Source organism: Monashia sp. HAY1-2A (assembly GCF_056755315.1).
In genome coordinates, this window is record NZ_JBNDHY010000352.1 from 1 (window position 1) to 296 (window position 296).

General features: G+C 64.5%; 1 rRNA gene. It reads right to left on the reverse strand.

What is annotated here, in order from left to right:
• Nucleotides 1-179: 179 nt before the first annotated feature.
• A 16S ribosomal RNA gene (locus tag ACPYOM_RS22255) occupies nucleotides 180-296 on the reverse strand; the annotation flags it as partial.

Here is a 296-nt window from a genome sequence, read left to right on the forward strand (position 1 = left end):
GCGTTCCACTCCCTCAGATCCTCGCGGACCGTCACCGGGTTGTACTAGCGAGCCACCGGCTCGACCAGGTGCCAACTAATCGATGTTCCACCCATGAGCACCCCCACCAGGCGTTCGCTGGCGGCGGGCCACTGCGCCACCAGACCCCGAACGGGCCCGGCAGCGAAGCTGCTCCTTAGAAAGGAGGTGATCCAGCCGCACCTTCCGGTACGGCTACCTTGTTACGACTTAGTCCCAATCGCCAGTCCCACCTTCGACGGCTCCCCCCACCACCACAAGGGCTTAGGTTGGGCCAC